This window comes from Janthinobacterium sp. CG_23.3 (genome assembly GCF_046115965.1).
In the GTDB taxonomy this organism is placed as follows: Bacteria; Pseudomonadota; Gammaproteobacteria; order Burkholderiales; family Burkholderiaceae_D; genus Janthinobacterium.
In genome coordinates this window covers 1-24807 of record NZ_JBJXIB010000091.1, presented here as the reverse complement: position 1 = coordinate 24807, position 24807 = coordinate 1, and the positions used below count along the sequence as shown (strand labels likewise).

Below are 24807 nucleotides of genomic sequence, written 5' to 3'. Positions count from 1 at the left end.
GGCGGGGCGGTTTTGGTGGCATGCACGCATGATGCGTTATCCACGATTCGTTTACAACAACTTTCTACGCTGTACGCTCAGGCTGAATAGTCACGTGGATTCAAGGGGGCGCCGGCGCTATCAGCCTTGCAGCGCCTCTTCCAGCAGCTTGTGCAAGGCGGCGAAATCGGGCTCGCCGACGTAGCGCTTGATGATCTTGCCGTGCTTGTCGATGACGAAGGTGGTCGGCGTCAGCGCGACGTCGCCGTACGCTTTGGCGGCGTCGCCGCTGACGTCGATGGCGACCTTGAACGGCAACTGGCGCGTTTCGGCGTAGTTGACGACGTAGTTGGCCGGGTCGTATTTCATCGCGACGGCGACGAATTCCAGGCCCTGCGACTTATATTTATTGTAAGTCTGGACCATTTTCGGCATCTCGGCCACGCAGGTGGTGCACGAGGTGGCCCAGAAATTCACCATCACCACCTTGCCCTGCAGGCTTTGCGGCGTGATTTTTTCGCCTTTGATGCCGATGAAGGTCACGTCCGGCGCGCTGGCGCGGGTGTTCAGCGAGACGTAGGCGGCGACGCCCGCTGCGGCGAGCGCGACGACGGCGATGGCCGGCTTGAGCCAGGACTTGGAGGCGGTGGTGGTGGTGGTGGACATAGAGTTTTCAGACGAAGTATGCAGCCGATGGGCGGCCAGTATGGAAATGATAGCCCGGCCGGCTTAAGCCCGTCTTAGGGCCGCGGCCGGTCCCCGGGTGGCGCCCTGGTCTTACTTCTCCGCGCTGGCCGAGTCGGGCCGCATCTGCCGCAGCTCGTCTTCGGTGATGTAGTCGAACATCTTGACCACTTGCTGCACGCCGCTCACGCCGCGGGCGATGTCGCCGCCGATGCCGCCTTCGCGCTGGGTCACGCGGCCCATCATGTAGACCGTGCCGCGCTCCGTGACGACCTTGAAGGAGTTGGCCGAGATGGTTTTCATGTCGACCAGGCTGGCCTTGACCTTGGTGGTGATCAGCGTGTCGCTGGAGCGCGAGGTATAGGTCGAGGCCGGACCGACCTGGAGCTCGTTGGCGATGTTGCGCACACCGTCGATAGCGCGCACTTCGCGCTCGACGGCGGCCTTGCTCGCCTCGCTGGGCACTTCGCCTGTCAGCAGGACGCGGCGGTTGAAGCTGGCGATGTTGACGTGGCCGTCCTCGCCGACGATTTTCGGGATGCGCACTTCGCCCTTGACGGCGATGGCCTTGTCCTCGGTCTGCGCGCCCAGGGTGCGCCGGTCCGACGCGGCGACGGTGCTCATGACGGCGCCGCCAATGATCATTTCGACGCAGCCCGACAGGGTGGTGAGCATCGCGCCGCACAACAGTGCGGCCGCCAATGGGCGTTGCATGCGCGACCAGCCAGGGCCGGCGTCTTTGTTAATCATTCTCGTCTCCTCCGAACAACGCGACGTCGATGCCGTCGCAGATGCAGTGAATGGTGGTTAAATGGACTTCCTGGATGCGCGCGGTGCGTTCGGCCGGCACGCAGATATGCACGTCGGCGTCGGTGAGCATCTTGCCGATGGCGCCGCCGCCCTTGCCGGTCATTGCGACCACCCGCATTTCGCGTTCCAACGCCGCCTCGATCGCCGCCATCACGTTGGCCGAGTTGCCCGACGTCGAAATGGCCAGCAGGATGTCGCCGGCCTGGCCGAAGGCCTGCACCTGCTTCGAGAAGATCTCGCGGTAGCTGTAGTCGTTGCCGACGGCGGTCAGGATCGAGGTGTCGGTCGCCAGCGACAGCGCCGGCAGCGGAAAGCGTTCGCGTTCGAAGCGTCCCACCAGCTCGGCGGCGAAGTGCTGGCAGTCGGCGGCGGAACCGCCGTTACCGCAAGCCAGAATCTTATTGCCGTTCGAGAGGGCGGCGAACATCAGTTCGACCGCCGCCATGATCGGTTGCGCCAATACCGTGGCGGACTGGATTTTGAGTTCGGCACTTTCGTGGAAGTGCGAGATTATGCGTTGATTATTCATAGCTGCCGATTATAGTGCAGGCGCGCGCCGAGGCGTGCAAGCACGGTTAAATATGCTTACACTTCGGCGCTGTCAGGTGTCGATGGCGTTGCGCAGCCAGGACAGCGCGCCGGCGTCGATGGCCACCACGTCGAAGCGGCACGGCGGCAGGGTTTTCAGGCCCAGCAGGTAGACTTGGGCCGCCAGGACCAGGCGTTTGCGCTTGGCCGGCGTGACGCTGGCGGCGGCGCCGCCGTGGCTCGCGCCGGCGCGCTGGCGCACCTCGACGAACACCAGGTCGCCGCGCTCGCGCATGATCAAGTCGATTTCGCCGCCCTTGCAGCGGAAATTGCGCTGCACCAGGACCAGGCCGCGCGCCAGCAGGTGCGCCAGCGCGGCGTCCTCGCCGAGCCGGCCCTGGCGCTGCTTGTCGGTCGGGCGCCCGTTCGGCATGGCCGCCGGCGCTTAGCGGAGCGGCGCCGGCAGCGGCGCCAGCACGCCGTGCTGGTACATGGCGGCCTGCTCGACCCGCTCGAAGCTGGCCGGACCCTGGCCGAAGCTGACCGTCAGCTTGCCGGTGACGCCGTCGAGCTTGAAGCGCGCCGCCGGCTGCAGCGCGATTTCGCGCGCCACCCGGAAGGCGTCGATGCCGAGCGCGTACAGGCGCTCCATGTCGGCGCTCGGGCGGCGCCCGTCGACGGCCAGCGGCTGCGGATAGACCATCACCGCCGGATGGTCGCGCTGCACCTGCCAGGGCAGGTCGAGCAGGCGCACGCCGTCCATCTGCGGTCCCGGCTCGCCGCGGCCGGCGCCGGGGTTGAGCGAAGAGGTGCCGTACATCGGCAGCTCGGCGCCGAGCGCCACGCGCAGCTGGCGCGCCTGGTCGGCGTCCATCGCCACGAACAGCAGCCCGGGCGGGGAGGCCTGCACGCGCGCGCGCAGCTGCACCAGTTCGGAGTCGCTGAGGTAGCCGTTGAGCGCCGTCATGTCGACGCTCTCGGAGCTGCGCCCCTGGCGTTGCCACTGGGCGGCGAAGGCGCTGGCGATGCGCTTCTGCCACGGCGCGCCGGCCGACAGGATCAGCGCGGTGCCGGCCGCTTGCTCGTTGGCGGCCCAGGCCGCGGCTTGGCGCGCCTCGTCTTCGATCGACAGGCCCATCGCCAGCATCGCCGGCGGCAGCGTCGCGCCGCCGGCGCTGCCGCGCCCTTCCGGATAGTTCAGCGCGATGGTCGGCTTGCGCACCAGCGCGCTGGCGGCCACCGCCGTGACGGCCGAGCGCGCCAGCGGGCCGACCAGGATGTCCTGCTGCTCCTGGGCCTGGGCGTAACTGGCCAGCACGTCCTGGGGCGCCTCGCCGGTGCCGATGACGCTGACGACGAAGCCGTCGCGGTCGCGCTCGTAGGCGGCCATGAAGCCGGCGCGCAGCGATTCGGCGGCCTGGCCCAGCGTTTCCGAACGCAGTGGCAGCAACAGCGCGATACGGACCGGCGCGCCGCCGCGCGCCGCGCCCGGGGCGGCGGCGGCCGGCGCCGGCGCCGGCGAGGCCGGCGTGGCCGGCGCGGCGCCCGGGTCCGGGCTGTCGACGCTGAAGGTCTCGGGCGCCGGCTCGGGTGCCGGCTGCGGTTCCGGCCGCGGCGCCGAAGCCGGCGGCGCGGGCGCCGGCGCGCTTGTAATTGACGAGATTGGCGCGCACAATCGGCCGGGCGCGTCGCACGGCGTGCTGCACGCGCTTATCATTCCGATTGCCGTACTGAGCAGCAGTACCTTCACACTATTAGCAAGCATCCAAGCCCCCATGACCGTACAAGAATCCAGTTCCATCGCCAGCCTGCCCGTCATTGCCGAGGCGGCACTCCAAGCCTATCCTATCTCAACATTGTACGTAGTGGCGACCCCGATCGGCAATGTCACCGATATTAGCCTGCGCGCGCTGCACCTTTTAAGCCTGGTCAACGCGGTCGCCTGCGAGGATACCCGCAACACCGCGCACCTGATGACCCGCTTCGGCCTGAACAAGCCGCTGATCGCGGCGCACCAGCACAACGAGCGCGAAGTGGCCGAAGTGCTGATCGCGCGCCTGCTGGCGGGCGAGCGCATCGCGCTGGTGTCCGACGCCGGCACGCCGGCCGTCTCCGACCCGGGCGCGCGCATCGTCGACGCGGTGCGCGCGGCCGGCCTGCGCGTGCTGCCGCTGCCGGGCGCCTCGGCGGCCATCACGGCGATTTCGGCCAGCGGCCTGCTGAACGACCAGTTCTACTTTGTCGGCTTCCTGCCGGCCAAGGCCAAGCAGCGCGAAAACGTGCTGCACAGCCTGCGCACGGTCAGCGCGACGATGGTGTTCTACGAGGCGCCGCACCGCATCCTCGAGTGCGCCGGCGCGTTGGCGGCGGCCTTCGAGCCAACCCGCCAGGTGGTGTTCGCGCGCGAGCTGACCAAGATGTTCGAGGAAATCCACCGCTGCCCGCTGGCCGACGCCGTGGCCTGGATCGGCGCCGACCCGCACCGCGAAAAAGGCGAATACGTGGTCTTGCTGGAGGGCGCGACCGAGGCGCAGGACGCCGAAGAGGCCGAGGCCGAGCGCATCCTGGCGATCCTGCTGGCCGAATGCAGCGTCAAGCAGGCGGCCGGGCTGGCCGCGCAAATCACCGGGCGCAAGAAGAACGCGCTGTACGACCGCGCCCTGCAGATGAAGGCCGACGCCGGGGAATAGCCGGCGGCGCCGGCGGTTGGCGGCGCGGGCGCGCGCGCAATGAACGGCAACCGCTTTGCGCCAACAATTCTTGGGGGAGAGCCCTTGACCGAATTCGATATGGCCTGTATTATCTTGGTCTTCGGAGTGTAGCGCAGCCCGGTAGCGCACCTGGTTTGGGACCAGGGGGTCCAAGGTTCGAATCCTTGTACTCCGACCAGAATTGGAAGTAAAAAAAAGACTCAACAGCTTCTGGCTTTTGGGTCTTTTTTTTATTCGCCGTCGACATCGCCAGGCGCGACGCCCGCCCTGCCCGGTTCTGCCGCGTCGATGCGTAGAATTGCTCGGCGAACGACATGGCGGCGGCGTCGATCGCACAGCGACCTTTGCGAATCATCCGCATGAGTTCGGCGCCGGCAAGAACACCTTGGCAGCCGTCCGCGCATTGCAATCACGCGGCGAGCTGGGTCGTCGTCAACGAGGCGAAGGGAGTCACGCGGTCGGCGCTGGCGAAATTAAATAATAGACTATAATAATAATTCTTCGCAGCAAACATATTTCGACTAATTTCCATGCGAGCTCCATGTCGATGCACGCTCTCTTACTGCTGGCCATGCTGGTATTGGCCAACGCTTCCGCACAAGCCATCGAACCGGCGTGGCACGATTTCGACGTTGGCGTCAGTGACGAGCTGGACTTTGGCAGCGAGCGCGTTGCGCTGTTGCTGCGCGCGACAGTCAATAGAAGGAACTGCCATGTCCAGCTCGATACCGGGGCCAGCATGAGCATCCTGTGGCACAGCCAGAGGCCCGCCGGGGCCCCGCCCCGTCCGGTCCGCGTGACACTGCGCGTGGGCGATGTCGAGCGCGAGATTGAGGCCGACGCGGCAAATTTGGGGCCACTACAGGGCCAGGCGTGCGCCGGGGTGCTTGCGACTGTAGGGAACGCCTTCTTCGACCATGGCACCCTGACGGTGGATCTCGGCGGCGACCGGTTCGCGTTCGCGGCTGGGTCAAACTTGGGGAAAGATCCCGCCGCCCAGCCAATGCGCTACCTGCGTTCCGGCACGGAGGGGGGGCACCCGCTAGTCGATGTCGTTCTTGATAATGGATTGCGTGGTCAAATGTTGCTCGACACGGGGGCCGCCAGGTTTGGTCTGGCCGCACTCAACGCGACGCAGTGGGAAGCCCTGTCGGGCGGATTGCCACTCAAAGTCAATGACCGAGTCCGGGCATTCAATGCGACCAACGCCAAGGATGTCGAATCGTCCGCCTGCTACGAGGCGGTGGTTGCCGGGCACATGACTGTTGCCGGGAAAAACCTGCGCCAGGCCTTGGTTTCATACTGCCAGGTGCGCAAATTTCAACTGTCCGAGCCACTGATCGGCGTCCTGGGATTGCGCCCATTGGCGGGTCGCTGCGTGGTGATCGACTACGTTGGGCAGCGCTGGCTGCTGAGCGACTGATTTCCCGCCCGTCTCCGACCTGACGCTTGTGTCTGCGGGCCATCTTTTCGATGAACGCCAGGAAGCGCGCTACCCACCGGTTGATCGACGAATGATCCACCGATACGCCGCGCTCATCCATCATCTTTTTGAGAGGACGGTAGCTCAGCGGGTAAACCCCATACCAGCGGATGCACGCCAAGCCGCCCGCGACTGGCTTTTACTCGCCGTCCCAGTAGTCGAGCGAGACGCCCTGCTTGCCGATAACTTAACGGCATCCATTTCCCGCCACCTCAACCGAACATCAGCGCCTTGAAAATGTAACCGGCGATTTGCGGGTTTTCCTTCATGCGGCGCGTGCTGTAGCCGTACCAGTCGCTGCCATACGGCACGTAGACGCGCACCTTGTGGCCCTGCGCCTTCAACTTGTCGCGCAGCGGTTCGCACACGCCCAGCAACATCTGGAACTCGTACTTGTCCGCAGCCGGCCGCAGCGTCGCGATCAAGCCGGTGATCTGGTTCAGCAAGTTCTCGTCGTGGGTGGCGATCGCGACATAGGTGCCGGCTTTGAAGGCGCTCTGCACATGGTGCAGGAAATGCCGGTTGATGGCGTTGCGGTTGTCGCCGGCCCCTTGCACCAGGACGGCCGGATCTTCCTTGTAGATGCCCTTGCAGAAGCGCAGGTTGGCACCGCGCCCGATCAACAGCTCGGCGTCGTTGTAGGTGCGCTTCAGGTAGGCCTGCAGCACGATGCCGACGTTCTGGTAACTCTCCCGCAGCGTGAGCAGCAGCTCGATTTCCTTCTGCGTGCAGCTGACGTCTTCCATATCGATGCGCACGAAGATCCCGCGCGCGGCGGCCGCCTCGACAATCGATGCCACGGTCTCGTGGCAGAAGGCCTCGTCCAGCAGCAGACCCATCGCGCTCGGCTTGATGGAAATGTTCGCGTCCAGGCCGTGGCGGTGGATCGCCTCGATGACCTGGATGTATTCGGCGGCGTTGGCCAGCGCCTCGCTCTTGCGGGTGATGACCTCGCCGAGGAAGTCGACCGTGGCGCAGCAGCCGCCGCGGTTCAGCCTTTGGATGCAGGCGATCGTGTCCTGGATCGATTCGCCGGCGATGTAGCGGGTCGAGATTTTCTTGACGACGGCCTTGGGAATCAGCGGCATGAATTTGGCGACCGTGCTGTCCAGTAGTGACATGTTCGCTTTCAATGTACAGTTGAGAATGAGACATCATCCACTGCGCCAATGGTTCATGCAATCGAATAATATTGAAGTTACCTATTCGATTATTCGATGCATGAACTTCCCTTTTGCCTACCCCGCGCGCTTGGCGGCGATGGCGTTGCCGGCGCGGCTGGCGCCCTTGCGGCCCAGGTGCGCCGAGATGAACTGACCGGCGTCGACCACCAGGTCGAGGTCGATGCCGGTGTCGATGCCCAGCCCCCGCATCAGGTACAGCACGTCCTCGGTGGCGACGTTGCCGGTGGCCCCCTTGGCGTACGGGCAGCCGCCCAGGCCCGACACCGACGAGTGGTAGATGGCGATACCCACTTCCAGGCTGGCGTAGATGTTCGCCAGCGCCTGGCCGTAGGTGTCGTGGAAGTGGCCGGACAGGCGCTTGACGTCGAATTCCCGCGCCGCGCGCAGCATCACCGCCTGGGTCTGGCGCGGCGTCGCCACGCCGATGGTGTCGGCGATGTCGATCTCGTCGCAGCCCAGGTCGCGCATGCGCCCGACCACGTCGGCCACCGCGTCCAGCGGCACCTCGCCCTGGTACGGGCAGCCGAAGGCGCAGCTGATGGAGCCGCGCAGGCGCACCCCGTGTTCCTTGGCCGCCTTGGCCACGCCCTCGAAGCGGGCGATCGATTCGGCGATCGAGCAGTTGATGTTCTTTTGCGAGAACGCCTCCGAGGCCGAGCCGAAGATGACGACTTCGCCGGCGCCGGCCGCCAGCGCGGCGTCGAAGCCCTGCATGTTGGGCGTCAGCGCCGAGTAGATTACGCCCGGGCGGCGCGCGATGGCGGCCATCACCTCGCTGCTGGTGGCCATTTGCGGCACCCATTTCGGCGACACGAACGAGGCCGCCTCGATGTTGGCGAAGCCGGCCCGGCTGAGCCGGTCGATCAACTCGACCTTGACGGCGGCGGCGATGGTGTCCTTCTCGTTTTGCAGGCCGTCGCGCGGCCCCACTTCGACGATTTTCACATGGTGCGGCAGGCTGGCTTGGGCGTACATATCAGTATCCTTGTTGGCGGTTGACGAGGCCGGCGACCGGCAGGCCGGCTTCGAGGCGGCGGATTTTTTCGGCGATTTGCGCGACGCTGTCGCGCCGCACGGTCAGCGCCGAGATGTGCGGCGTCAGCGTGATGCGCGGCTCCTGCCAGAACGGGTGCTGCATCGGCAGCGGCTCGTTGCGCAACACGTCCAGCGTGGCGCCGGCGATGCGGCCCGATTTGATCAACGTCAGCAGGTCCGGTTCGGCCACGTGGGCGCCGCGGGCGACGTTGATCAGGTAGGCCGACGGCAGCAGCGACGACAACTTGGCGCGGTCGAGCAGGTTGTGGGTGTCGGGCGTCAGCGGCAGCATGCACACCAGCACGCGGGTGCCGCGCAGGAAGGCGTCGAGGCCGTCGGCGCCGCTGAAGCATTCGACCCCGGCCAGCTGCTTCCGCGTGCGGCTCCAGCCGCGCAGCGGGAAGCCGAACGGCGCCAGCGCCTCCAGCACGCGCCCGCCCAGCACGCCCGCGCCGAGCACGCCGACGGAAAAGTCCTCCTTGCGGTGGGTCGGCAGCGGGCGCCACTGGCCGGCGCGGGCCTGCGCCTCGTATTCGTCGAAGCGGCGGAAGTAGCGCAGCACCGCGTGCGTGACGTATTCGGCCATCTGCACGCCCATGCCGGCGTCGTCCAGGCGTACCACCGGCACGTGGGCCGGCAGCGCGTCGCCGAACTTGAGGATGGCGTCGACGCCGGCGCCGGCGTTGAAAATCGCCTTCACTTCGCTCAGCTCGCGCAGGATCGCCTGCGGCGGCGACCACACCAGCGCGTAGTCGCAGGGGCGCGCCTTCTCGCCCTCGCGCCAGACCACCACCTCGGCCTCGGGCAGCAGTTCGGCGAAGTCGGCGACCCATGGATCGGTGTCGCCGTCGGCCCGGTGTATCAGAATATGCATAGCCTGGCCTCCCGTTAAACGGCTTTGAATGCCAGCAGCGGGGCGCCGTCGGCAACCTGGTCGCCGACCGTGTAGAGGATTTCCTCGACCAGGCCGTCGTGCGGCGCGGCGATGGTGTGTTCCATCTTCATCGCCTCCATGATGACCAGGGGATCGCCCTTCTTGACTTCCTGGCCGGCGCCAACCAGCACCGCCACCACCTTGCCGGGCATCGGCGCGGTCAGGCGGCCGCCTTCTGCCTCGGCCTCGCCGGCGTGCGCCATCGGGTCGTTGTAGTGCAGCGCGTAGTGCTCGCCGCCGGTGAACACGTGGAACAGCTCGCCGTCGCGGCGCACCGTGCCGTGCACCGCGTTGTCGCCCAGTTTGACGCTCAGGTATAGGCCGTCGCGCGTCATCAGCGTCAGCGGCTGGCGGTTCAGCAGCCAGCCGTCGTTGTGGTATTCGACCTCGCCCAGGTAGGCCTTGGCCTCGGTCGCCTGCGCGTACTCGTCGGTGAACGACAGCCGGCGCTGGAAGGCGCTGTTCAGGCGCCAGCCCAGCGCGTTGCCCCACGGGTCGGACGGATGGTTGGCCGACTGCGCCTCCGCCTGTTCCTTCTCGGCGACGATCAGCGCCACCGCCGCCAGCGCCAGCGCGCCCGGCGGCGCCGGCCGCGGCGCCGGGAACAGTTGCTCCTGGTTGCGCTCGATCAGGCCGGTGTCGAGGTCGGCGTTGGAAAACGCCGCGCCCTCGACCAGGCGCTTGAGGAAGGCGATGTTGCTGGCCAGGCCGACGATCTGGTATTCCGCCAGCGCCTGCGACATGCGCGCCAGCGCCTCGCGGCGGTCGGCGCCCCAGACGATCAGCTTGGCGATCATCGGGTCGTAGAACGGCGAAATGGCGTCGCCCTGGCGCACGCCGGAGTCGATGCGCACGGCGGCGGGCACGCCGCTGCCTTGTATCCCGCCCAGCGCGAACGCCACGGCGTCCGGCGTGTGCATGTGGCGCAGCGTGCCGATCGACGGCAGGAAGCCTTTTTCCGGATTTTCGGCGTAGATGCGCGCCTCGATCGCGTGGCCGTGGATGGCCAGTTCGTGCTGCCGCTTCGGCAGCGCTTCGCCGAAGGCCACGCGCAACTGCCATTCGACCAGGTCGGTGCCGGTGATCATTTCGGTGACCGGGTGCTCGACCTGCAGGCGCGTGTTCATCTCCATGAAGTAGAACGAGCCGTCCTGGTTGGCGATGAATTCGACGGTGCCGGCGCCGACGTAGCCGACCGCCTTGGCGGCGGCGACGGCGGCCTCGCCCATGGCGGCGCGGCGCTCGGCCGGCATGTTCGGCGCCGGCGCCTCTTCCAGCACTTTCTGGTGGCGCCGCTGCACCGAGCAGTCGCGTTCGAACAGGTAGATGCAGTTGCCCAGCGTGTCGGCGAACACCTGGATTTCAATGTGCCGCGGGCGCGACAGGTATTTCTCGGCCAGCACCTTGTCGTCGCCGAAGGAGCTGATCGCCTCGCGCTTGCAGGACGCCAGCGCGGCCTTGAAGTCGGCCGAGTTCTCGATGACGCGCATGCCCTTGCCGCCGCCGCCGGCGGAGGCCTTCAGCAGCACCGGATAGCCGATTTTGTCGGCCTCGGCGTGCAGGAAGTCGGCGTCCTGGACCTCGCCGTGGTAGCCCGGCACCAGCGGCACCTTGGCTTTTTCCATCAGCGACTTGGCGGCCGATTTCGAGCCCATCGCGCGCATCGCCGAGGCCGGCGGTCCGATGAACACCAGGCCGGCCTTGGCGCAGGCGTCGGCGAAGTCGGCGTTCTCGGACAGGAAGCCGTAGCCGGGGTGGATCGCCTGGGCGCCGGTGGCCAGCGCGACGGCGATGATCTTGTCGCCGCACAGATAGCTTTCCTTGGCCGCTGCCGGTCCGATCAGAACTGCCTCATCGCACGCCGCGACATGTTTTGCGTTGGCGTCCGCCTCCGAGTACACGGCGACGGTTTTCATGCCCATGCGGCGCGCGGTAGCGGCCACCCGGCATGCAATCTCGCCACGGTTGGCGATCAGGATTTTTGTGAACATGGTCTCTTTCTCAAGCTGGCGGCAGGGATTTTTTTAGTATGCGAACGGTGCTGCGGTAATACTATTGCGCTGGCGGCGCGTGTCGGGTTACGCCCGGTGGGCTAACCCGACCTACGAGGCGCCGCCAGTGCCGTCGCGATGCGTCGCCGATATCAGCAGGCGCAGCTTTCCTTGGGCGCCGAATCGAGCGTCGCGGCGCGGGTTTTCAAGCCCAGTTTGTTGAGCAGCGCGCGGTCGTCTTCGGCTTCCGGGTTGTCGGTGGTGAGCAGCTTGTCGCCGTAGAAGATCGAGTTGGCGCCGGCCAGGAAGCACATCGATTGCACCGCTTCGCCCATCTGGCGGCGCCCGGCCGACAGGCGCACGCGCGCCTTCGGCATGGTGATGCGCGCCACCGCGATGGTGCGCACGAATTCGAACGGGTCGAGCGCGTCGATGCCGTACAGGGGCGTGCCCTCGACCTGCACCAGGTGGTTGACCGGCACCGATTCCGGGTACGGGTTCAGGTTGGCCAGCTGGGCGATCAGGCCGGCGCGCTGCAGCCGCGTTTCGCCCATGCCGACGATGCCGCCGCAGCACACTTTCAGGCCGGCGCTGCGCACCCGGCCCAGCGTGTCCAGGCGGTCCTGGTATTCGCGCGTGGAGATGACGTTGTCGTAGAACTCGGGCGCGGTGTCGAGGTTGTGGTTGTAGTAGTCCAGGCCGGCGTTTTTCAGGCGGTCGGCCTGGCCCTCTTCCAGCATGCCCAGGGTGGCGCAGGTTTCCAGGCCCAGGGCCTTGACTTCACGCACCATCTGTTCGACCTTCTCCATGTCGCGCTCCTTCGGGCTGCGCCACGCCGCGCCCATGCAGAAGCGGGTGGCGCCGTTGGCGCGGGCCTGGCGCGCGGCGTCGAGCACGGTGTCGATGTCGAGGATTTTCTTGGCTTCGACGCCGGTGTCGTAGCGCGCCGCCTGCGGGCAGTAGCTGCAGTCTTCCTCGCAGCCGCCGGTTTTGATCGACAGCAGCGTGGCCAGTTCGACGTCGCCGTCCGGGAAGTTCAGGCGGTGGCTTTGCTGGGCCTGGAACATCAGGTCGTTGAACGGCAGGTCGAACAGCGCCAGCACGTCGTCCAGCGGCCAGGTGGCCGCCTCCGGCAGGGTGATGGCGGCGACCGGGCGGTGCAGTTCGACGGATTTGGTGGCTTGCGCCTGGGTTTGTGACATGGTTTTTCCTTCAACGTTCAAATGTAGGGGTGTGGCTGCCCGGCCAGTTCGGCAGGCATGAAAAATTCAGGTACTCGGCGGCCGCCGCGGCCGTCGGCTGCGCCAGGCGCGGCACCCGGCCCAGCAGCGGCGCCGGGATGCGTTCGACCAGCGCCTCGATGTTCTCGTCGGCGAAGTTCATATCGTCTTGCAGTTCGTTGGCGACCCAGCCGGCCAGCACCAGGCCGCGCGCGACGACCGCCTCGACCGTCAGCAGGGCGTGGCTGATGCAGCCCAGGCGCAGGCCGACCACCAGCACCACCGGCAGGCCCAGCTGCTGCGCCAGGTCGGCGGTGTCGAAGCCGGCCGACAGCGGCACGCGGAAGCCGCCGACGCCCTCGACCACCACGGCGTCGCAGGCGGCGGCGATTTCGGTGTAGGCGGCCAGGATCGGCACCGATTCGATGCTGACGCCTTCGAGTTCGGCGGCGATGTGCGGCGCCGCCGCTTCCCGCAGCAGGTAGGGCGTGGTCAGCGTCGCCAGCATGCCGACGTTGCCGGCCTCGGTCAGGCGGTCGGCGTCGTCGTTGTGCCAGGCGCCGTCGCGCAGTTCGGCGCCGGCCGCCACCGGCTTCATGCCGCAGGCGCGCACGCCGGTTTGCACCAGCGCGTGCAGCATCGCCGCCGACGTCAGCGTCTTGCCGATTTCGGTGTCGGTGCCGGTGACGAAGCAGGCGAAGCGGTGCGGAATACCCGCCGCCGCCGGCGCCGGCGCAGGTTCGATCTCAATGGCGAGAACGGGATCGTTGAGGCTCATATCAGCTCCCTTCCAATTCGTTGATAGCGCCGACCAGGCGCGCCACGTCCTGGCGCGTGTGGCCGGCCGAGAGGGTCACGCGCAGGCGCGCGGTGCCCGGCGGTACGGTCGGCGGGCGGATCGTGCCGACCCACAAACCCTGTTGGTACAGCGCGGCGCCGGCGCGCATGGTTTCGTCGTTGGCGCCGATCAGCAGCGGCTGGATCGCCGTCGGCGAGGCCAGCCGGGTCCAGCGTTTCAGGCGCAGGCCGTCGCCGATTTGCGCGATCAGCGCCTGCAATTGGGCGCGTCGCTGCCGGCCTTCGTCGCCGGCGATCAGGTCGATGCCGGTCAGCAGCGCGTGCGCCAGCGCCGGCGCCGCCGCCGTGGTGTAGATGTAGGGGCGGGCCTTCTGGATCAGCGTGTCGATCACCGCCTCGTGGGCCGCGACGAAGGCGCCGCCGACGCCGGCGGCCTTGCTCAGGGTGCCCATGTAGACCAGGTAGGGCGAGCGCAGGTCGAAGTGTTCCAGCGCGCCGCGGCCGTTGGCGCCCAGCGTGCCGAAGCCGTGCGCGTCGTCGACGACCAGCCAGGCGCCGTGGCGTTCGCACAGGGCCAGCAGGGCCGGCAGCGGCGCCAGGTTGCCGTCCATGCTGAAGACGCTGTCGGTGACGACGATCTTGGTGGCGGAGGCGCTCGCCTCCAGCAGCGCGGCCAGCGCCGCCAGGTCGGCGTGCGGGTAGACTTTGACGGCCACGCGCGACAGGCGCGCGCCGTCGATCAGCGAGGCGTGGTTGAGCGACTCGGAGAAGATTTCGGCGCTTTTGTCGACGCCGCTCAGGCCCGTCAGCACCGCCAGGTTGGCCATGTAGCCGGTGCACAAGTACAGCGCGCGCGGTGATTCCAGGTTGGCGCCGACGAATTCGGCCAGGCGCTCCTCCAGCGCGGCGTGGGCGCGGCTGTGGCCGCTGATCAGGTGCGAGGCGCCGCTGCCGACGCCGTAGCGCCGGGCGCCCTCTTGCAGCGCGGCGACCAGGCGCGGGTGCGCCGCCAGGCCGAGGTAGTCGTTGCTGCAGAAGGCCAGCAGTTCGCGTCCGTCAACCGTCACGCGCGGGCCGCACGGGGTGTCGACGACGCGGCGGCGGCGGATCAGGCCGCGTTCGTCGAGCCCGCGCAGTTGTTGTTGCAGCTTGGCGATCAGTTCCATGTCAGGCCCCGATCACTTGCTCGAAGACGGCCAGGGTGCGCGCCGCCAGGCCGTCGATTTCCGCGTCGTCGAGGATGTACGGCGGCATCAGGTAGACGGTAGCGCCGATCGGGCGCAGCAGCAGTTCGTGCTCGACCGCGCTGGCGAAGAAGCGGCGCGAAAAGTCCGGCGCGGCGTCGACGGCGTCGAAGGCCCAGATCATGCCGCGCTGGCGGAAGTGGCGCACGCGCGCGTGCTGTTGCAGCGGCGCCAGCGCGGCGCTCAGGCGGTCGGCGCGCACGCGGTTGGCGGCCAGCACGTGGTCCTCGCGGAAGATGTCCAGCGTCGCCAGCGCGGCGCGGCAGGCCAGCGGGTTGCCGGTGTAGGAGTGCGAGTGCAGGAAGCCGCGGCGCACGTCGCTGCTGTAGAAGGCCTGGTAGATCTCTTCGCGCGTCATCACCAGCGACAGCGGCAGGTAGCCGCCGCTGATGCCCTTCGACAGGCACAGGAAGTCGGGCCAGACGCCGGCCTGCTCGCAGGCGAAGAAGGTGCCGGTGCGGCCGCAGCCGACGGCGATTTCGTCGAGGATCAGGTGGACCTGGTGGCGGTCGCACAGTTCGCGCACCAGCGTCAGGTACAGCGGGTCGTGCATCGCCATGCCGGTGGCGCACTGCACCAGCGGTTCGACGATGATGGCGGCGATGTGGCGGCCGCGCTCGACGAACAGGCGCTCGACGTCTTGCGCGGCGCGGCGCGCCACGTCCTGCGCGGTTTCGCCCTCGGCGGCCTGGCGCGCGTCCGGCGAGGCGGCCACGTGCGAGGCGCGCAGCAGCGGGCCGTAGGCGTCCTTGAACAGGGCGACGTCGGTGACGGCCAGCGCGCCGATGGTTTCGCCGTGGTAGCCGCCCTTCAGGCAGACGAATTCCTGCTTGTCGGTCTGGCCGCTGTTGCGCCAGGCGTGGAAGCTCATTTTCAGCGCGATTTCAACGGCGGAGGCGCCGTCGGAGGCGTAGAAGCTGTGCCCCAAAACATTGTCGGTCAGGTCGGACAATCGTTCCGACAGCTGGACCACCGGTTCGTGGGTGAAGCCGGCCAGCATCGCGTGTTCGAGCCGGTCGAGCTGGTCCTTCAGCGCCGCGTTGATGCGCGGGTTGGCGTGGCCGAACAGGTTGACCCACCACGAGCTGATGGCGTCGAGGTAGCGCCGGCCGTCGTGGTCGTACAGCCAGGCGCCGCGGCCGTGGCTGACCGGGATCAGCGGCACGTGGTTGTCGCCCTGCGCATGATGCTGCATTTGGGTGCACGGATGCCAGACGCTGCGCAGGCTGCGTTCGACCCAGGTTGATTGCTTATCTAATTCCAAAACTGCTCCAAACTAATTCAGCCAATTCGGCTTGCGCTTTTCGAGGAAGGACTGCACGCCTTCGCGGCCCTGCTCCGAGGCGCGGATGTGCGCGATCCGTTCGGCGGTGTCGGCCAGCAGCTCCTGCGTGACCGGCTTGCCGGCGACGTCGCGTACTAGCGCCTTGGCTTGCCGCACCGCGTTCGGGCTGTTGCTGACCAGCGCCTTGACGAGCTCCGCCGTCTTGGCGTCGAGCGTGTCGGCCGGCACCACTTCGTGTGCGAAGCCGATGCGCTGCGCCTCGCGCGCGGAAAAGCGCTCGGCGGTCAGGAAGTAGCGGCGCGCGGCGTTTTCGCCCATCGCCTTGATGACATAAGGCGAGATCGTCGCCGGTATCAACCCCAATTTTACTTCGCTTAGGCAAAAGTTGGATTCTTCGGCCGTGATGACGATGTCGCAAGCGGCCACCAGGCCCATGCCGCCGGCGTAGCAATCGCCCTGCACCTTGGCCACCACCGGCTGCGGGCACAGGTAGATGGTGCGCAGCATCCGCGCCAGTTGCAGCGCGTCGGCGTGGTTCTCGGCGTGGCTGTAGCCGGCCATCTTCTTCATCCAGTTCAGGTCGGCGCCGGCGCAAAAGGCCGGGCCGTTGGCCGCCAGCACGATGGCGCGCACGCTGTCGTTGCGGCCCAGGCCGTCGAAGGCCAGCGTCAGTTCGGCGATGCTCTGTTCGTTGAAGGCGTTGCGCACGTCGGGCCGGTCCAGCGTGACGGTGGCGACCTTGTCTTCGATGCTCAGCTTGAGGGTGTGGAATTGCATGCGGTGGTGTCCTATTTAAAACCAGGGGCGTCATTCCGGGGTCTGGCCCAAATGCCGCTAAATTAAACTTCCGTAGGGCGGATGAGCGACAATCCTTTACATGCGGAACACGCCGAACTTGGTGTCCGGGATCTCGGCGTTGAGCGCGGCCGACAGGCCCAGCCCCAGCACCATGCGGGTGTCGGCCGGGTCGATGACGCCGTCGTCCCACAGCCGCGCGGTGGCGTAGTAGGGATGGCCCTGCTGCTCGTACTGTTCCTTGATCGGCTGCTTGAACGCGGCCTCCTCGTCGGCCGACCAGGCGCCGCCCTTGCCTTCGATGCCGTCGCGCTTGACCGTGGCCAGCACCGACGCGGCCTGGTCGCCGCCCATCACCGAGATGCGCGCGTTCGGCCACATCCACAGGAAGCGCGGCGAGAAGGCGCGCCCGCACATGCCGTAGTTGCCGGCGCCGAAGCTGCCGCCGATGATGACGGTAAACTTCGGCACGGCGGCCGTCGCCACCGCGGTGACCATCTTGGCGCCGTTGCGGGCGATGCCCTCGTTTTCGTATTTGCGCCCGACCATGAAGCCGGTGATGTTTTGCAGGAACACCAGCGGGATCTTGCGCTGGCAGCACAGTTCGATGAAGTGGGTGCCCTTCAGCGCCGACTCGGAGAACAGGATGCCGTTGTTGGCGATGATGCCAACCTTGACGCCGTAGATGTGGGCGAAGCCGCAGATCAGCGTGGTGCCGTAGCGCGCCTTGAATTCGTCGAAGTCGCTGCCGTCGACGATGCGGGCGATGACCTCGCGCACGTCGAAGGGCTTGCGGGTGTCGACCGGGATCACGCCGTACAGCTCCCGCGACGGGTAGTTCGGCTCGCTGGCTTGGCGCAGCGCGCCCTGTTGCGGCTTGACGCGGTTCAGGTTGGCGACGATGCTGCGCGCCAGCGACAGCGCGTGCAGGTCGTTCTGCGCCAGGTGGTCGACGACGCCGGACAGGCGCGTGTGGACGTCGCCGCCGCCCAGGTCCTCGGCGGTGACGACTTCGCCGGTGGCCGCCTTGACCAGCGGCGGGCCGCCGAGGAAAATCGTGCCCTGCTCCTTGACGATGATCGATTCGTCGCTCATCGCCGGCACGTAGGCGCCGCCGGCGGTGCAGGAACCCATCACCACGGCGATTTGCGGGATGCCCTTGGCCGACAGGTTGGCCTGGTTGAAGAAGATGCGGCCGAAATGGTCGCGGTCGGGGAAGACCTCGTCCTGGTTCGGCAGGTTGGCGCCGCCGGAGTCGACCAGGTAGACGCAGGGCAGGTGGTTTTGGTCGGCGATTTCCTGGGCGCGCAGGTGTTTTTTGACCGTCATCGGATAGTAGGTGCCGCCCTTGACGGTGGCGTCGTTGCAGACGATCACGCATTCCTGGCCTTCGATGCGGCCGATGCCGGTGATGATGCCGGCCGCCGGCGCGGCGTCGGCGCCGTTGCCGTCGCGGTACATGCCGTAGGCGGCCATTTGCGAGAATTCGAGGAAGGGCGTGCCGGGGTCGAGCAGCATCTGCACCCGCTCGCGCGGCAGCAGCTTGCCGCGCGCGACGTGCTTGGCGCTGGCGGCGGCGCCGCCGCCCTCGGCGATCTTGGCGACCTTGTCGCGCAAGTCGTCGACGATGGCCTGCATGGCCGCCGCGTTGGCTTTGAAGTCGTCGCTGCGCGGATTGAGTTTGCTTTCGATGTGCGGCATTGCTTATCCTTTTTTCTGGTCTCTCACTACTCTAGTCCGGGAAACTGCCGTCGAGATAGAACCAGCGCATGCCGCCGTCCGAGGGTTCGCGCAGGAAGCGGCTGACCTCGTGCAGGCGGTGGGCGCGGCCGCCGGTTTTGTACCGGGCCACGAATTCGACGCTGTCACTATTTGTATCGGTACCGGATTCTGCTTTACGTTGACGTAAACGTAAAGCGGATTTTACCTCAAGTCCCAGCCAGCGCAATGTTTCATCGTCGCTGACGATGGCGTCGGCCGGGCGGGTGCTGGCGTGCCAGGTGGCGCGCAGGTAGGCTTCGTTGCGCAGGGTGTAGGCGGTATAGCGCGAGCGCATCAGCGCCTCGGCCGTCGGCGCGATGGCGGCGCCGTCGACGTAACGGCCGCAGCAGGCCGCGTAGGAGGGGCCGCCGCAGGGGCAGGTGGCGGGTGGTTTCATGGTGTGCGTGGTGGTTGCGGGAGTGGCCGTGCGCAATTATCCGCCATAAAGGCGGCGCCGGGCGGCGCCCGGCATGTCGAATTCGACAATCGACTGTGGGTTTTTTGCCGCAGATGACTTACGGTTAGGTATGATGTGCTTCATTTCCCGCTGATGGGGGCTACGCGATTTCTGCATCGCTATTACACTAGCGGACAAGGAGAAGTGTATGAACCAGACCAGCTTTGAACTCAAGGTCGATTTAAACGACAATTCGCCTTTGTACATGCAAATTGCACGGAAATTAAGCGACGACGTCAAAAGCGGCCGCTACCAGGTCGACCAGGCCCTGCCGTCCGAACGGCTGCTGTCCGAATTGCTGGACGTTTCCCGCGTGACCGCGCGCAAGGCCATCGACCAGTTGGTCGACCAGGGCTTGGTGGTGCGCCGCCGCGGCTCGGGCAACTACATCGCGCCGCGCATCGAACAACCGCTGTCGAACCTGTCGAGCTTTTCGGAGCAATTGCAGCAGCGCGGCTACCGGCCCGGCTCGCGCTGGCTGAAACGCGAAGTCGTCATCGCCAGCGCCGACGAGCAACTCAGCCTGGGGCTGTCGACCAACACCAAGGTGGCGCGGCTGGAGCGGCTGCGCCTGGCCGACGACGTCGTCATGGCCTACGAGGTCAGCGTGTTGCCCTACAGCGTGGTGGCGGACCCGCAGGCGGTCGGCGCCTCGCTGTACGAATACTTGAGCAGCATCAACAAGGCGCCGGTGCGGGCGCTGCAGCACATCCGCGCGATGAACTCCTCGGCCAAGCTGGCCGAGCAACTGGGCGTGCCGGAGGGGCAGGCCGTGCTCTTCATCACCCGCGTCGCCTACCTGGGCAGCGGCGAGGCGGTCGAACTGACGCATTCGTACTGCCGCAGCGACCATTACGACTTCGTCGCCGAAATGCGCCGCGCGCCGTAACACCCGGCAGGTGGTTTTGACAATTTCCAACGAGGTGGACGGCCATGCTGAAAACCGAAACGCCCAGTCTTGAACACGCCGAGCTGGATTTGTATCCAGTGGCGCAGCTCGTCGCCGCGCTGGTCGACGACCAGTTCGAGGCGGTCGAGGCGGTGCGCCGCGCCGCCCCGGCCATCGCCGCCGCGGTCGCCGCCGCGCTGCCGCGCATTGCCGCCGGCGGGCGCCTGATCTATGTCGGCGCCGGCACCTCCGGCCGCCTCGGCGTGCTCGACAGCGTCGAACTCCACCCCACCTTTTCCTGGCCGCGCGAGCGCGCGCTCGGCCTGCTGGCCGGCGGCAAGCAGGCGATGTTCGAGGCGGTCGAGGGCGCCGAGGATGACCGCGCCCAGGGCGAGGCGCAGTTGCGCGCGCTCGGCGCCGGCCCGCACGACGTGGTGTTGCTGCTGGCCGCGTCCGGCTCGACGCCGTTCGTGCTGGGCGCGCTCGACGCCGCCCGCGCGCTCGGCTGCCTGAGCGTGGGCATCGCCAACAATCCCGGCGCGCCGCTGGCGCTGGGCGCCGACGTCGGCGTCACGCTCGACACCGGCGCCGAGGTGATCTCCGGCAGCACCCGCCTGAAGGCCGGCACCGCGCAAAAAATCGCCCTGAACACGATTTCCAGCGCGCTGATGGTGCGTTTGAACAAAGTCTATGGAAACTTGATGGTAGACTTGAAGCCGACCAACGCCAAGCTGGTCCAGCGCGCCGTTGCGCTGACCATGCACGCCACCGGCGCCGACGCGGCGGCCGCGCGGGCCGCGCTGGCGCAGTGCCATTTTCACGTCAAGGTCGCCATCGTGGCCTTGTCCAAACAAGTTACGACAGACCGGGCGCAGCAATTGTTGTCCGGGGCGGGCGGCAGCGTGAGGGCGGCGCTGGCCCCGTGACATTCTTCGGCCGGGCGTCATCGCGAAGGATGTATGAAACAAGCGCAACAGAATAGCCCGTGGACCTGGATTCCCACGCTGTATTTCGGCCAGGCCCTGCCCTACGTCGTGGTGATGTTGTTGTCGGTGGTCATGTACAAGAACACCGGCGTCTCCAACACCGATATCGCGCTCTACACCAGCTGGTTGTACCTGCCGTGGGTGATCAAGCCGCTGTGGTCGCCCTTCGTCGAGCTGTTCCGCACCAAGCGCCTGTGGATCGTTGCGCTGCAACTGCTGATCGGCGCGTCGCTGGCGCTGGTCGCGCTGACGCTGCCGCTACCCAATTACTTCCAGATCAGCCTGGCCGTACTGTGGTTGATGGCCTTCAGTTCCGCCACCCACGACATCGCCGCCGACGGTTTCTACATGCTTGGCCTGGAGGAGCACCAGCAGGCCGCCTTCGTCGGCGTGCGCAGCACCTTTTACCGGCTGGCGATGATCGCCGGCCAGGGCGGCCTGGTGTATCTGGCCGGCAGCCTGGCCAAGTCCACCGGCGACGTGCGCCTGGCCTGGTCGGTGGTGTTCTTCCTGCTGGCCGGGCTGTTCGTCGGCCTGGCGCTGTTCCACCATGTCATGCTGCCCAAGCCGGCCGCCGACGTGCCGGCGGCGCGCAGCGGCGAGTTGCTGCAAGAGTTCGTCGCCACCTTCCGCGCGTTTTTCAAGCGCGACGGCATCGCCGTCATCCTCGGCTTCCTGCTGCTGTTCCGCCTGGGCGAGGCGCAGTTGCTCAAGCTGGCCGTGCCCTTCCTGCTCGACCCGGCCGACAAGGGCGGACTGGGCTTGAGCACCGAGCAGGTCGGCCTGGTCTACGGCACCATCGGCATTATCGCGCTGACGCTGGGCGGCTTGCTCGGCGGTTATACGATTTCGCGCTTCGGCCTGAAGCGCTGCCTGTGGCCGATGGTGCTGGCGGTGCATGTGCCCGACCTGGTCTTCGTTTATCTGGCCACCGCGCTGCCAAGCAATATCTACCTGATCGCCTTCGGTATCGCCGCCGAGCAGTTCGGCTACGGTTTCGGCTTCGCCTCCTACATGTTGTACATGATCATGGTGGCCGACGGCCCCCACAAGACCGCCCACTATGCCATTTGCACCGGCTTCATGGCGCTTGGCATGATGTTGCCGGGCATGGTCAGCGGCTGGATCCAGCAGCAACTGGGCTACCAGCATTTTTTCATCTACGTGTGCATCGCCACCATTCCAGCCTTTGTGATGGCCGCCAAGGTCAGCATCGACCCGCATTTCGGCAAGAAGTAGCGTGCCGCCGGATCTTCGCGCTGCACAGTAGAATGCCTGCAACTAATGAATTCGAGGACTTCCCTTGCTTGTTAATATCAACAAACGGCTGCGCGCGGCGACGGCGCTGACGCTGCTGGCGCTGCTGTGCAGTTGCGCCACCAAAGTGCCCCTGACGCCGGGCGCCGTGCCGGTGTCGCCGCAGGCGAAGGGCGACACGCCGCCGCCGGCGCCGCGCGAATTCCGCGCCGCCTGGGTGTCGACGGTGGCCAATATCGACTGGCCCAGCCGCAGCAACTTGTCGGTGGAGAAACAGCAGAGCGAGGCGCGCGCCATCCTCGACCGCGCCAAGGGGTTGAACCTGAACGCCATCGTGCTGCAGGTGCGCCCCAGCGCCGACGCGATTTACCCGTCGAAGCTGGAGCCGTGGTCGGAATTTTTGACCGGGCAGCAAGGCCGGGCGCCGCTGCCGCTGTACGATCCGCTGAAGTACTGGGTCGAGCAGGCCCATGCGCGCGGGCTGGAGTTGCACGCCTGGTTCAACCCCTACCGCGCGCGCCACGCGACGGCCAAGACGCCGTTGACGCGCGAGCACTTCGCCAGCACCAACCCGGAGGCGGTCAAGCAATACGGCCGCTTCCTGTGGATGGACCCGGGCGAGGCGGCCTCGTCGCAGCGCACCCAGGACGTGGTGCTTGACGTGGTGCGCCGCTACGATATCGACGGCGTGCATATCGACGATTATTTTTATCCGTATCCGATCGACGCGCCCGGCGCCGGCGTCGGCGCCGAGACGGCCGCGCTGGAAGGCGCGCCCGCCCCCGCGCGCACCGAGCTGGAGTTTCCCGACCAGCCGTCGTGGCAGCGCTATTTGCTGGCCGGCGGCAAGCTGGAGCGCGCTTCCTGGCGCCGCGAGAACGTCAACCAGTTGATCGAGGCCCTGTACACCGGCATCCACCGCGAGAAAAGCTGGGTGCGTTTCGGCATCAGCCCGTTCGGCATCGGCCGGCCCGACCGGCGCCCGCCCGGCATCGTCGGTTTCAGCCAGTACGACAAACTGTACGCGGACGCCGAGTTGTGGCTGGCCAAGGGCTGGCTCGACTACCTGTCGCCGCAGCTGTACTGGCCGGTGGCGCAGCAGGCGCAGGCGTTCGACGTGCTGCTCGACTATTGGCTGGCGCAAAATCCGCACCGCCGCCACGTTTGGCCGGGGTTGTACACCAGCCGCATCGACAATACCGCCAAGTCCTACACGCCGGAGGAAATCGTCAAGCAGATCGCGGTGACGCGCACGCGGCCCGGCGCGAGCGGGCAAGTGCATTTCAGCATCGCGCCGCTGATGGACAACCGCAAGGGCATTAGCGAGCAGTTGAAGGCGAACGCCTATCAAAGCGCGGCGCTGGTGCCGAGCACGCCGTGGCTGGGCGCCGACGCACCGGCCGCGCCCGCCGTGGTGGCGCGCCGCGACGGCGGCGCCTACCACCTGAAATTGGCGGCCGGCTCCGGCAAGGCCGTCGCGCAGTACGCGCTCTGGTCGCGCTATGGCGCCGAATGGCGCTTCGCGGTGGTGCCGGGCGCGCGCGCCGAGTGGGTGCTGGCCGACGACGCCGCCGCCGGCCCGGCCAGCGTGGTGGTGGTGAGCGCGGTCGACCGCCTGGGCAACGAAAGCCCGCGCGTGTCGGTGCTGCCCGCCACGGGCAAGCTGTAAGGGGCGCCGGTGACGACAACGCAGGCCGATTCGCCGGCTGGGCTTGGCCTGGGCATCGACGCCGGCGGCACGCAAACCCGCTGGGCGCTGGCGGCGGCGTCCGGGCGCATCGTCGCCGAAGGCCAATGGCCGGGCTTGTCGGCCTTGCAGCTGGCCAGCGAAGGCGGCCGCCGGTCGCTGCGCGCGGCCTTCGCCGGCTTGTGCGCCGAGGTGCTGGCGGCCGGCCGGCCCGGCCGGGTGCGCGCCGGCCTGACCGGCTTCGGCGGCGACGCCGCGCTGCCGGCCGGCTGGCTGGCCGAGTTGCTATCGATCGCCCCGCAGGCGGTCACGCTGTGCAACGATATTGAAATCGCCTATCTGGACAGCTTCCAGCCGGGCCAGGGTTATCTGGTGTACGCTGGCACCGGTTCGATTGCCGCCTGGATCGACGGCGACGGCGCGCTGCACCGGGCCGGCGGCCGCGGCGTCACGCTCGACGATGGCGGCGGCGGCTTTTGGATCGCCCGCGAGGCCATGCGCCAGGTCTGGCGCCGGGAGGACGAATGCCCGGGCAGTTGGCAGGATTGCGCGCTGGCCAAGGCCTTGTTCGCGCAGATCGGCGGCAGCGACTGGGCCTTGTCGCGCAACTTTATCTACGCCCAGGAGCGCGGCGCGATTGGCAAGCTGGCGCTGGCGGTCGCCGCGGCCGCCGACACCGACCCGGCCGCGTATGCGATCCTGCAGCAGGCCGGCCGGGAACTGGCGCGGCTGGCGCTGGCGCTGACGGCGCGCTACGGCGCCCGCCCGGTGGTGCTGGCCGGGCGCGCGGCCGGGCTGCACCCGGCGATTGCGGCGGCGATGCGCGCCGCGCTGCCGGAGACGGTCGCGCTGGAGCAACGGGTGGTGCGGCCGCACTGGGCCGCGGCGCGCTTGGCGGCGCAAGAAGGCCAAGGCCCGGGGCGCATGCCGTAGGTCGGATGAGCAAAGCGTAATCCGACATGGTCCGCAGCGGCGCGTGTCGGGTTACGCCGTGCCGGCTAACCCGACCTTCTATGATGAATTCCAAGTCAACTGGTTTTTCGCAAATTTATCCTATCCCTTGTTTCGGTATCGGCGGGGTCAAGGGCG

Annotated in this window: 24 protein-coding genes, 1 tRNA gene and 1 pseudogene; 9 read left to right on the top strand and 17 right to left on the bottom strand. The window is 67.3% G+C overall.

The genetic code is table 11. From position 1 onward, the window contains the following. Positions 1-120: 120 nt before the first annotated feature. The 5 genes from ACFDR9_RS19360 to ACFDR9_RS19340 all read right to left on the bottom strand — a co-directional run bounded on the left by ACFDR9_RS19360 (position 121) and on the right by ACFDR9_RS19340 (position 3718). On the bottom strand, positions 121-645 hold the full coding sequence (locus tag ACFDR9_RS19360; protein ID WP_409032052.1) for a TlpA family protein disulfide reductase: 525 nt from the start codon (positions 643-645) through the stop codon (positions 121-123). A gap of 111 nt (positions 646-756) precedes the next feature. After that, entirely contained in the window at positions 757-1413 is a 657-nt protein-coding gene (locus ACFDR9_RS19355) for a BON domain-containing protein (protein WP_409032051.1), read from the bottom strand. Then, entirely contained in the window at positions 1406-2002 is a 597-nt protein-coding gene (locus ACFDR9_RS19350; protein WP_017878257.1) for a phosphoheptose isomerase, read from the bottom strand. The genes ACFDR9_RS19355 and ACFDR9_RS19350 overlap by 8 nt, the downstream gene beginning before the upstream one ends. Before the next feature lie 72 nt (positions 2003-2074). Then, positions 2075-2434 carry a YraN family protein gene (locus tag ACFDR9_RS19345; RefSeq protein ID WP_327075751.1) on the bottom strand — a complete coding sequence of 120 codons (360 nt, stop codon included), beginning with the start codon at positions 2432-2434 and terminating at the stop codon, positions 2075-2077. 12 nt (positions 2435-2446) lie between these two features. Next, positions 2447-3718, bottom strand: coding sequence for a penicillin-binding protein activator (locus ACFDR9_RS19340; RefSeq protein ID WP_327075752.1), 1272 nt, complete (start codon positions 3716-3718; stop codon positions 2447-2449). 58 nt (positions 3719-3776) lie between these two features. Between ACFDR9_RS19340 and rsmI the strand changes: the two genes are divergently transcribed. The 4 genes from rsmI to ACFDR9_RS19320 all read left to right on the top strand — a co-directional run bounded on the left by rsmI (position 3777) and on the right by ACFDR9_RS19320 (position 6135). Beyond that, positions 3777-4691 (top strand): 16S rRNA (cytidine(1402)-2'-O)-methyltransferase, encoded by a 915-nt coding sequence (rsmI, locus tag ACFDR9_RS19335; RefSeq protein WP_327075753.1) that lies wholly within the window; start codon positions 3777-3779, stop codon positions 4689-4691. A gap of 122 nt (positions 4692-4813) precedes the next feature. Further along, positions 4814-4890, top strand: a tRNA-Pro gene (locus tag ACFDR9_RS19330). Positions 4891-4893: 3 nt separating this feature from the next. Beyond that, positions 4894-5193: a hypothetical protein gene (locus ACFDR9_RS19325; protein ID WP_409032050.1), complete on the top strand. Its 300-nt coding sequence runs from the start codon at positions 4894-4896 to the stop codon at positions 5191-5193. A gap of 60 nt (positions 5194-5253) precedes the next feature. Continuing rightward, positions 5254-6135, top strand: a complete 882-nt coding sequence (locus ACFDR9_RS19320) for a hypothetical protein (protein WP_409032049.1) — start codon at positions 5254-5256, stop codon at positions 6133-6135. 66 nt (positions 6136-6201) lie between these two features. Here ACFDR9_RS19320 and ACFDR9_RS19315 read toward each other — a convergent pair. The 12 genes and pseudogenes from ACFDR9_RS19315 to ACFDR9_RS19260 form a co-directional block, all read right to left on the bottom strand. After that, positions 6202-6316 (bottom strand): annotated as a pseudogene (locus ACFDR9_RS19315) (IS6 family transposase); the annotation flags it as partial. Positions 6317-6407: 91 nt separating this feature from the next. After that, positions 6408-7316 (bottom strand): proline dehydrogenase family protein, encoded by a 909-nt coding sequence (locus ACFDR9_RS19310; RefSeq protein WP_409032048.1) that lies wholly within the window; start codon positions 7314-7316, stop codon positions 6408-6410. A 117-nt stretch (positions 7317-7433) separates the two neighbouring features. Continuing rightward, entirely contained in the window at positions 7434-8354 is a 921-nt protein-coding gene (locus ACFDR9_RS19305) for a hydroxymethylglutaryl-CoA lyase (protein ID WP_409032047.1), read from the bottom strand. A 1-nt stretch (position 8355) separates the two neighbouring features. After that, on the bottom strand, positions 8356-9288 hold the full coding sequence (locus ACFDR9_RS19300) for a 2-hydroxyacid dehydrogenase (RefSeq protein WP_409032046.1): 933 nt from the start codon (positions 9286-9288) through the stop codon (positions 8356-8358). 14 nt (positions 9289-9302) lie between these two features. Next, positions 9303-11339 (bottom strand): acetyl/propionyl/methylcrotonyl-CoA carboxylase subunit alpha, encoded by a 2037-nt coding sequence (locus ACFDR9_RS19295; protein WP_409032045.1) that lies wholly within the window; start codon positions 11337-11339, stop codon positions 9303-9305. A 152-nt stretch (positions 11340-11491) separates the two neighbouring features. Then, a complete protein-coding gene (bioB, locus tag ACFDR9_RS19290) occupies positions 11492-12541 on the bottom strand; it encodes a biotin synthase BioB (protein ID WP_017878267.1) in 1050 nt (349 codons plus the stop codon). Between the two features lie 10 nt (positions 12542-12551). Then, positions 12552-13337 (bottom strand): dethiobiotin synthase, encoded by a 786-nt coding sequence (gene bioD / locus ACFDR9_RS19285; RefSeq protein ID WP_409032044.1) that lies wholly within the window; start codon positions 13335-13337, stop codon positions 12552-12554. Position 13338: 1 nt separating this feature from the next. Further along, complete coding sequence (bioF, locus tag ACFDR9_RS19280; RefSeq protein ID WP_017878269.1) at positions 13339-14523, bottom strand: 8-amino-7-oxononanoate synthase; 1185 nt, start codon at positions 14521-14523, stop codon at positions 13339-13341. 1 nt (position 14524) lies between these two features. Beyond that, positions 14525-15865, bottom strand: coding sequence for an adenosylmethionine--8-amino-7-oxononanoate transaminase (gene bioA, locus ACFDR9_RS19275; RefSeq protein WP_409032043.1), 1341 nt, complete (start codon positions 15863-15865; stop codon positions 14525-14527). 12 nt (positions 15866-15877) lie between these two features. Beyond that, positions 15878-16663 (bottom strand): enoyl-CoA hydratase/isomerase family protein, encoded by a 786-nt coding sequence (locus ACFDR9_RS19270; RefSeq protein ID WP_409032042.1) that lies wholly within the window; start codon positions 16661-16663, stop codon positions 15878-15880. A gap of 96 nt (positions 16664-16759) precedes the next feature. Next, on the bottom strand, positions 16760-18382 hold the full coding sequence (locus ACFDR9_RS19265; RefSeq protein WP_409032041.1) for a carboxyl transferase domain-containing protein: 1623 nt from the start codon (positions 18380-18382) through the stop codon (positions 16760-16762). A 31-nt stretch (positions 18383-18413) separates the two neighbouring features. Beyond that, positions 18414-18839, bottom strand: a complete 426-nt coding sequence (locus ACFDR9_RS19260; RefSeq protein ID WP_017878273.1) for a YchJ family protein — start codon at positions 18837-18839, stop codon at positions 18414-18416. 208 nt (positions 18840-19047) lie between these two features. Between ACFDR9_RS19260 and ACFDR9_RS19255 the strand changes: the two genes are divergently transcribed. The 5 genes from ACFDR9_RS19255 to ACFDR9_RS19235 all read left to right on the top strand — a co-directional run bounded on the left by ACFDR9_RS19255 (position 19048) and on the right by ACFDR9_RS19235 (position 24651). Further along, complete coding sequence (locus ACFDR9_RS19255; protein ID WP_017878274.1) at positions 19048-19788, top strand: GntR family transcriptional regulator; 741 nt, start codon at positions 19048-19050, stop codon at positions 19786-19788. 44 nt (positions 19789-19832) lie between these two features. Beyond that, positions 19833-20714 (top strand): N-acetylmuramic acid 6-phosphate etherase, encoded by an 882-nt coding sequence (locus ACFDR9_RS19250; protein WP_017878275.1) that lies wholly within the window; start codon positions 19833-19835, stop codon positions 20712-20714. 33 nt (positions 20715-20747) lie between these two features. Next, positions 20748-22013 carry an MFS transporter gene (locus tag ACFDR9_RS19245; protein ID WP_017878276.1) on the top strand — a complete coding sequence of 422 codons (1266 nt, stop codon included), beginning with the start codon at positions 20748-20750 and terminating at the stop codon, positions 22011-22013. A 64-nt stretch (positions 22014-22077) separates the two neighbouring features. Continuing rightward, complete coding sequence (locus tag ACFDR9_RS19240; RefSeq protein WP_017878277.1) at positions 22078-23700, top strand: glycoside hydrolase family 10 protein; 1623 nt, start codon at positions 22078-22080, stop codon at positions 23698-23700. Between the two features lie 9 nt (positions 23701-23709). Then, complete coding sequence (locus ACFDR9_RS19235) at positions 23710-24651, top strand: BadF/BadG/BcrA/BcrD ATPase family protein (RefSeq protein WP_017878278.1); 942 nt, start codon at positions 23710-23712, stop codon at positions 24649-24651. Positions 24652-24807: the final 156 nt, after the last annotated feature.

Bases quoted from the DNA above. Each gene is read 5' to 3' on its own strand.
- ACFDR9_RS19360 (WP_409032052.1), bottom strand. From the start codon at position 645: ATGTCCACCACCACCACCACCGCCTCCAAGTCCTGGCTCAAGCCGGCC.
- ACFDR9_RS19355 (WP_409032051.1), bottom strand. From the start codon at position 1,413: ATGATTAACAAAGACGCCGGCCCTGGCTGGTCGCGCATGCAACGCCCA.
- ACFDR9_RS19350 (WP_017878257.1), bottom strand. From the start codon at position 2,002: ATGAATAATCAACGCATAATCTCGCACTTCCACGAAAGTGCCGAACTC.
- ACFDR9_RS19345 (WP_327075751.1), bottom strand. From the start codon at position 2,434: ATGCCGAACGGGCGCCCGACCGACAAGCAGCGCCAGGGCCGGCTCGGC.
- ACFDR9_RS19340 (WP_327075752.1), bottom strand. From the start codon at position 3,718: ATGATAAGCGCGTGCAGCACGCCGTGCGACGCGCCCGGCCGATTGTGC.
- rsmI (WP_327075753.1), top strand. From the start codon at position 3,777: ATGACCGTACAAGAATCCAGTTCCATCGCCAGCCTGCCCGTCATTGCC.
- ACFDR9_RS19320 (WP_409032049.1), top strand. From the start codon at position 5,254: ATGTCGATGCACGCTCTCTTACTGCTGGCCATGCTGGTATTGGCCAAC.
- ACFDR9_RS19310 (WP_409032048.1), bottom strand. From the start codon at position 7,316: ATGTCACTACTGGACAGCACGGTCGCCAAATTCATGCCGCTGATTCCC.
- ACFDR9_RS19305 (WP_409032047.1), bottom strand. From the start codon at position 8,354: ATGTACGCCCAAGCCAGCCTGCCGCACCATGTGAAAATCGTCGAAGTG.
- ACFDR9_RS19300 (WP_409032046.1), bottom strand. From the start codon at position 9,288: ATGCATATTCTGATACACCGGGCCGACGGCGACACCGATCCATGGGTC.
- ACFDR9_RS19295 (WP_409032045.1), bottom strand. From the start codon at position 11,339: ATGTTCACAAAAATCCTGATCGCCAACCGTGGCGAGATTGCATGCCGG.
- bioB (WP_017878267.1), bottom strand. From the start codon at position 12,541: ATGTCACAAACCCAGGCGCAAGCCACCAAATCCGTCGAACTGCACCGC.
- bioD (WP_409032044.1), bottom strand. From the start codon at position 13,337: ATGAGCCTCAACGATCCCGTTCTCGCCATTGAGATCGAACCTGCGCCG.
- bioF (WP_017878269.1), bottom strand. From the start codon at position 14,523: ATGGAACTGATCGCCAAGCTGCAACAACAACTGCGCGGGCTCGACGAA.
- ACFDR9_RS19270 (WP_409032042.1), bottom strand. From the start codon at position 16,663: ATGCAATTCCACACCCTCAAGCTGAGCATCGAAGACAAGGTCGCCACC.
- ACFDR9_RS19265 (WP_409032041.1), bottom strand. From the start codon at position 18,382: ATGCCGCACATCGAAAGCAAACTCAATCCGCGCAGCGACGACTTCAAA.
- ACFDR9_RS19260 (WP_017878273.1), bottom strand. From the start codon at position 18,839: ATGAAACCACCCGCCACCTGCCCCTGCGGCGGCCCCTCCTACGCGGCC.
- ACFDR9_RS19255 (WP_017878274.1), top strand. From the start codon at position 19,048: ATGAACCAGACCAGCTTTGAACTCAAGGTCGATTTAAACGACAATTCG.
- ACFDR9_RS19250 (WP_017878275.1), top strand. From the start codon at position 19,833: ATGCTGAAAACCGAAACGCCCAGTCTTGAACACGCCGAGCTGGATTTG.
- ACFDR9_RS19245 (WP_017878276.1), top strand. From the start codon at position 20,748: ATGAAACAAGCGCAACAGAATAGCCCGTGGACCTGGATTCCCACGCTG.